A 6193-nucleotide genomic window follows, 5' to 3' on the forward strand; every position below is an offset into this window, starting at 1 on the left:
CTGCCAAGCAATATCGCTGATTGAGCGGAGTCGAAATCAGCCACCAGGCTATCGTTTAATTAGGCCCAGCTACTTACCATTGCTCCTACCATCAATTTTCCGATCAGAACAGTCCTCGCTGATATCGCAAAGCGCTACAGGCAACACTCAAAGCTCACGGGTAAGACTTTGGCGATGCCAAGCGGGGCGGTCTCAAAGTCGGCCAACCTCCTGGCAGGTTGCGGTAACTGGCAGACTGGCTCCTATGCTTGGGTAGAACTCTTTCCGTCACTACGGGGCAAATATAATTAAACAGAAAAAATGGACTTGCCTAGCAGTTGCGCTGCTCTGTAGCTGCTATCACTGTTGTGCAAGTCTTTCCGAGTATGGTTTCCAAGCCTAAACAAAAATCCGGACCAGCCAGTCAACTCAGCAGAAAAACTTGACGCTCCTGCGCAAAAGCCAATAATTTTGCATCCAATCGGCCAGAAAATCTGATTCTTTAACCTGTCCTTTACGTCAGCTCGGTAGTATGCCAGCGAACAACGTGCGAAATCTAATAATCGAACGTGAGGGAGATTTAGAGATGATATCGGTCAAGAAATTTGCGTATTCTTTGTCATTGGCTGCTTTGCTGGGTAGCGTCGTGGCTTGTGGTGCTGCTACAGATACCGCTGATACGACTGCTGAAGGTGGTGGTGAAGAAACCGCAGCAGCTACTGACGGCGGTTCTGAGCTAGAGGGCTCGATTACTGTTGACGGCTCCAGTACCGTTTTTCCAGTCTCTGAAGCCATGGCTGAGGAATTCCAGCTTGCGAATCCGGGGGTGCGGATTACGGTCGGCGCTTCCGGTACTGGCGGCGGTTTTGAGAAATTCTGTGCCGGGGAGACCCAAATTTCCAATGCTTCTCGTGGTGTCGAGCAAGAAGAAATCGATAACTGCGCTGAAAATGGCATCGAAATGATCGAGGTGCCGGTGGCCACTGACGCGCTGTCCGTTGTTGTTAATAATGACAATGACTGGGCGGTCTGCATGACCCTTGAGCAGCTCAACACCATGTGGGGGCCGGAAGCTGAGGGCACGATTACCAATTGGAATCAGGTAGATCCGAGCTTCCCTGATGCTGAGCTAATCCTTTACGGTCCGGGGACTGACTCCGGTACCTTTGACTATTTCACCGAGGTGGTGAATGGCGAAGGAGGAGCTAGCCGCGGCGACTACACCTCTAGTGAAGACGATAACGTCTTGGTACAGGGTGTAGAAGGTGACACTAATGCACTTGCTTACTTCGGTTTTGCCTACTACTTCGAGAACCAAGATCGGATGAAATCGGTTGCGATTGACGATGGTAGTGGAAATTGTGTTTCCCCCAGTCCAGAAACCGTATTGGCAGGTGAGTACACACCCTTTTCGCGCCCCCTCTTCATCTACGTCAATGCGACGGCATATGAAGAAGATCCTGCCGTCCAGGCATTTGTGGACTTCTACTTAGACCCGGCAAATGAGCAGTTCGTCGCCGATACTGGCTATGTGCCGCTTTCTGGTGATTTGTACGAAGCCTCTCTGGCTGCGGTAAAAGGTGGCGAAATCAAATCCACCGCTGAGTAATCTCATCTGCTGAGATTTGTTGACGAGGTGGGGAGGATACTTGCAAAATATCCTCCCTATCTCTCAACAGAAGCTTTAATGGCTCAGCCAGTATCAATCCGCTGCCTTTTAATCTTTGATACTTCTGCTTCGGTTGATTTTATGAAGGCAGCTGCGTGCTTGTCCACGCTTAGGCCCATATTCAAAGAGTTGCTATGACTCAAAGTGTTTTCCCTGATGCAGGGGGTAGCCAGAGCGATCTCTGGAAACCCAATCGTGCCGCCAGCAAGATGTCGCAGAAAGCTGTGGTGATCTTGTTTGGGGCGTTCGCCATGGTGTCGGTGCTCACCACTTTTGGCATCGTTTTTACGCTGTTATTCGAGACGATCGAGTTCTTCCTCGAAGTTTCCCCGATCGAGTTTTTCACTGCGACCCGTTGGACGCCTCTATTTGCCAATCCTGAGTTCGGCATTATCGTTCTACTTTGCGGCACATTCCTGACTTCTGCCATTGGCTTGTTAATTGCTATTCCTTTAGGCTTACTGTCGGCAGTGTGCCTGAGTGAATATGCTCCTAGAAGGGCAAGAGCCTTCCTAAAGCCAGCTTTGGAGGTTTTGGCAGGGGTGCCGACGGTCGTTTTTGGTTACTTTGCCTTGTTGCTGGTAACCCCCGTTTTGCGCTCCTTCATTCCTGATATGCAAGTCTTTAATGCATTGAGCGCCGGCTTCGTACTGGGATTTGCGATTTTGCCGACGATCGCCTCCCTGAGCGAAGATGCCATCTTTGCCGTGCCGAGTAGCTTGCGACAAGGGTGCTATGCATTAGGGGCCACGAAACGCGAGACAATTACCGGCGTCGTGTTACCCGCCGCGCTATCGGGTATTGTGTCTTCCGTCATTTTGGGCGTGTCCAGAGCCGTGGGCGAGACCATGATTGTGACGTTGGCAGCAGGACAAAGTCCAACTTTGACGCTCGATCCCCGGGTCTCGATTCAGACGATGACTGCGTTTATTGTGCAGGTGACTAAAGGGGATGCTCCTTACGGTTCAATTGCGTTCAAAACGCTGTTTGCAGTGGGCATGACGCTGTTTGTCATCACGCTAGTGCTGAACCTCATCAGCTACTGGTTTGTGCGTAAGTATCAGGAGAAGTACGAATAATGGTCTCCCCTCAAAAGTCAGCTAAGTCTAACAGCGGCGACTATCAGCCTCAATTGCAGAAGCGCTACAAGATTGACCGGGCTTTCCAGATTATTAGCTGGATGGCGACGCTGTCGGGTATTGTCGTTTTGGCCGTTCTAGTGACGGGAATTCTGATTCAGGGCATTCCCAATCTGAGTTTCGATTTTTTGGTTTCTCCACCATCTCGTAAGCCAGAGCAGGCCGGTATTTGGCCCGCCTTCTTGGGCTCGATTATTCTGCTGATCATTACAGCGGCAGTGTCGATTCCCATTGGCGTTGGCACAGGTATCTTCTTGCAAGAGTTTGCTAAAGACAACAAGATTGCTCAAGTTATTGAGATTAACATTAGCAACTTAGCGGCGGTGCCTTCGATCATTTATGGTCTATTAGGTTTGTTCGCCTTCGGTCGACTTTTTGGGTTTATCACGGGTGGACGCAGCATCTTGTCGGGGGGATTGACCCTGGCGCTGTTGATTTTGCCGGTGATCATTGTGGCGACCCGCGAGGCGCTTAAATCGGTGCCCGATAGTATTCGGATGGCAGGCATGGCGTTGGGCGCAACGCGCTGGCAAACGGTGCGCACCCACGTGCTGCCGCTGGCAATTCCTGGCATTATGACGGGGACAATTTTGGCGTTGTCACGAGCCATCGGCGAAACCGCGCCCATCATTGTGGTCGGGGCCGCAGCGTTCGTGCCCTTTGCGCCGACGCTGACGATTGAAGGGTTGCAAGAGCCAGCGTTTACAGCTTTGCCGATTCAAATTTTCAACTGGGTGAGTCGGCCTCAAGAAGAGTTCCATGCGATCGCGGCTTCGGCCATTATTGTGCTGATGATTGTGCTGCTGGTGATGAATGCCACGGCGATTTTCGTCCGCAACCGATTCCAAAGTTCCCGCTAGCCCCAGTTATTTTAAGACTCGTTGTTTTAAGAGAGTGATTCCCATGCAATCTGAACAATCCTTCGCTAGTACTGCCACCGAACAGCAGAGTATCTTTCGGGTTGACAATACTGATTACTACTACGGTGCCTTTAAGGCAGTCCGTGGGGTCAACTTGGAGATTCCGGTCAATAAGATCACCGCTTTCATTGGCCCGTCTGGCTGCGGCAAAAGTACGGTGTTGCGGTGCTTCAATCGCCTCAACGACCTAATCTCTGGGGCTCACATTGATGGGCGGATTACCTTTCACGGTGAGGATATTTACAGCAAAGGGGTTGATCCGACGGAGTTGCGTCGGCGCGTGGGGATGGTGTTCCAAAAACCCAACCCGTTCCCGAAATCCATTTACGACAATATCGCCTTTGGCGCGCGCATTAATGGCTACCAAGGCGACATGGATGAGCTCGTAGAACGCTCGCTGCGGGGGGCTGCCTTGTGGGACGAAGTTAAGGACAAGCTGAAAGAGAGTGGACTGTCGATCTCTGGGGGACAACAGCAGCGGCTTTGCATTGCCCGCGCGATCGCGATCGCGCCCGAGGTGATCTTAATGGACGAGCCCTGCTCAGCACTAGACCCCATCTCGACCCTCAAGATTGAGGAACTCATGCACCAGCTCAAAGAGAACTACACGATCATTATCGTGACGCACAACATGCAACAGGCCACCCGCGTATCTGATAAAACGGCCTTTTACAATGCCGAAGCCACCGATTCGGGTAGCAAAGTCGGCTATTTGGTCGAGTACGACGCCACTGAAAATATTTTCAAGCACCCTCAGAACGAAGCGACCAGAGACTATGTCTCGGGCCGTTTTGGCTAAGACCTAAAATGGGCTATTTAGAAAGCTGTTGTAGTTGAATTGTGTCCCGGTGGATTGTTTTAATTCAGATGTCTAGAAAGCATTTGTCCCCTGCAGAAAATAGCAGAGGACATGGCTGAGTCGAATTCTTAGGCCAACATCCGCAAAAGCCCTTGCTGACCCAGCAGTACCTCGCGCAGCAGGGTCGTAATGCCGACCCAAACAATCGGTGAAATATCGACTCCCCCAAACGGGGGGATGACTTTGCGTACGGGCACTAGCAAAAATTCCGTGGGCCAGAATGCCAGGTTGAACGGGAAGCGATCGCCATCGGCCTCGGGAAACCAGGTCAGGACAATCCGCACGATGAATAGCAGCGTGTAAATCGCCAGCAGCGGGCTCAAAATCCAGTTTGCGAAATGATCCAGGGTCAATAGGTCAGACATGGCAATTTGCTAGCAAAACAATGCAGTAGAACGATTACATCTATCCTAAATCGGATAAGACGTTGCCTGCTAGATTTTCCTGGGATTTGCTGCCGGAAAGATTGCCCTACACTGCCAGGCCAAAAGAGAGCCCCGTGATGTTGATTACTCGATCGCCACATCCAGCGTGTAGGTGGCGTTGCCCCGAGTACCGCCAACGATTAGTCGATAATCGCCAGTTTGCGGCAACAGCAGCGACTCGCTGGTCGCCTCTTGGGTCATGATCATGCCACTCGGGGAAATCAGATCAAAGACGGCATTGTCTTCTAAAGAGTAGATGTCTAAAATCATGCTTTGGCCGCCCTGGGCACCGAGTAAATAGACGTCGCGATCGCCCCTGACTACGGAATTTTCTAGCGTTGCTTGGCTAGTGCCAGGGGCAAATTCAACCCGTTGGGCTGGGGGCAAATCGGCCATCAGCGTGGCGCTATCGATACCCGCAGGCCCCATGAAGTATTGGGTCACTGTCGAGTCGTCACAGTCTGCGGCAAAAAAGACATCACCGTTACTCATCGTGAGCGCATCGGATGTCACCTGCCAGGTCTCATCCATGGCTTGGCGGTCGTACTCAATCCAAGTGGTAATGGCTAAGGCTGCGCGATCGCCGACCAGATTACCGGCAAAGTTTTGTGCAAAAGAAGAGTAGTAGCCGGTTTCATCGTTATGAATCGACACCACGCTGTCGCCGTCCACCTGTCCCGACCCGTCTACAGTTAGCCGTACGGCCCCGGTGATGAGTTCGTTATCGCCAAAATAGCAATACTGATCAGGCATCAAACTAGCGGGTTCTGCCGTCGTCGCGTCAGGATTTGCCGCTGGTGCCTCTGATGGTGAATTTGCCTCAGTCGTGGCAGCAGCGGCGGGAGTTTCTGAACTTGGTGCGGTTGAGGTGGGCGGTTCAACGGATGCACCACACCCCAGCAACAATAAGATCCCGAGAAAGCTAACGTTCTTGCCTATCATGATCACGCTTCACATCAGTAAGAACACAGAGTCAGGTTTAATATGCCCAATCTGACCAGCGGGGAGACAGCGATGATGGTAGCAACGTGAATTCGAGGAAACGTTGATTTTTTTTTGCAGAGTCCTCTGCATTTGCAATGCTTCTCCTCAGGGCATCAGGATTTGAAGCCTTTCTCCCCTAGGGAGCTACTAAGTACACACAAGTCATGTTGTAGTAGGATGCTGCCAGAAAACATGGGGTCATCGAGATGGAGAATCCT

General features: G+C 51.6%; 6 protein-coding genes. 4 read left to right on the forward strand and 2 right to left on the reverse strand.

Going from position 1 to position 6193, the window contains the following annotated elements:
• The first annotated feature begins 565 nt into the window (after window positions 1–565).
• From JUK32_RS11985 to pstB, 4 genes are all read left to right on the forward strand, one after another.
• Window positions 566–1588, forward strand: coding sequence for a PstS family phosphate ABC transporter substrate-binding protein (locus tag JUK32_RS11985; RefSeq protein ID WP_204139093.1), 1023 nt, complete (start codon window positions 566–568; stop codon window positions 1586–1588).
• Between the two features lie 194 nt (window positions 1589–1782).
• Window positions 1783–2727: a phosphate ABC transporter permease subunit PstC gene (gene pstC, locus JUK32_RS11990; RefSeq protein ID WP_204139094.1), complete on the forward strand. Its 945-nt coding sequence runs from the start codon at window positions 1783–1785 to the stop codon at window positions 2725–2727.
• Window positions 2727–3647 carry a phosphate ABC transporter permease PstA gene (gene pstA, locus JUK32_RS11995; protein WP_204139095.1) on the forward strand — a complete coding sequence of 307 codons (921 nt, stop codon included), beginning with the start codon at window positions 2727–2729 and terminating at the stop codon, window positions 3645–3647. Before pstC ends, pstA begins: the two co-directional genes overlap by 1 nt.
• A 43-nt stretch (window positions 3648–3690) precedes the next feature.
• On the forward strand, window positions 3691–4506 hold the full coding sequence (pstB, locus tag JUK32_RS12000; protein WP_204139096.1) for a phosphate ABC transporter ATP-binding protein PstB: 816 nt from the start codon (window positions 3691–3693) through the stop codon (window positions 4504–4506).
• A gap of 128 nt (window positions 4507–4634) precedes the next feature.
• Here pstB and JUK32_RS12005 read toward each other — a convergent pair whose 3' ends face one another.
• Window positions 4635–4931, reverse strand: coding sequence for a YggT family protein (locus JUK32_RS12005; protein WP_204139097.1), 297 nt, complete (start codon window positions 4929–4931; stop codon window positions 4635–4637).
• A gap of 144 nt (window positions 4932–5075) precedes the next feature.
• Entirely contained in the window at window positions 5076–5933 is an 858-nt protein-coding gene (locus JUK32_RS12010) for a hypothetical protein (protein WP_204139098.1), read from the reverse strand.
• Between the last annotated feature and the right edge of the window lie 260 nt (window positions 5934–6193).

The organism is Halomicronema sp. CCY15110, assembly GCF_016888165.1.
In the GTDB taxonomy this organism is placed as follows: Bacteria; Cyanobacteriota; Cyanobacteriia; order Phormidesmidales; family Phormidesmidaceae; genus Halomicronema.

What these genes read in the sequence shown, in the direction of transcription:
- pstB (WP_204139096.1), top strand. Translation starts at nt 3,691, where the DNA reads ATGCAATCTGAACAATCCTTCGCTAGTACTGCCACCGAACAGCAGAGT.
- pstA (WP_204139095.1), top strand. Translation starts at nt 2,727, where the DNA reads ATGGTCTCCCCTCAAAAGTCAGCTAAGTCTAACAGCGGCGACTATCAG.
- JUK32_RS12010 (WP_204139098.1), bottom strand. Translation starts at nt 5,933, where the DNA reads ATGATAGGCAAGAACGTTAGCTTTCTCGGGATCTTATTGTTGCTGGGG.
- JUK32_RS11985 (WP_204139093.1), top strand. Translation starts at nt 566, where the DNA reads ATGATATCGGTCAAGAAATTTGCGTATTCTTTGTCATTGGCTGCTTTG.
- pstC (WP_204139094.1), top strand. Translation starts at nt 1,783, where the DNA reads ATGACTCAAAGTGTTTTCCCTGATGCAGGGGGTAGCCAGAGCGATCTC.
- JUK32_RS12005 (WP_204139097.1), bottom strand. Translation starts at nt 4,931, where the DNA reads ATGTCTGACCTATTGACCCTGGATCATTTCGCAAACTGGATTTTGAGC.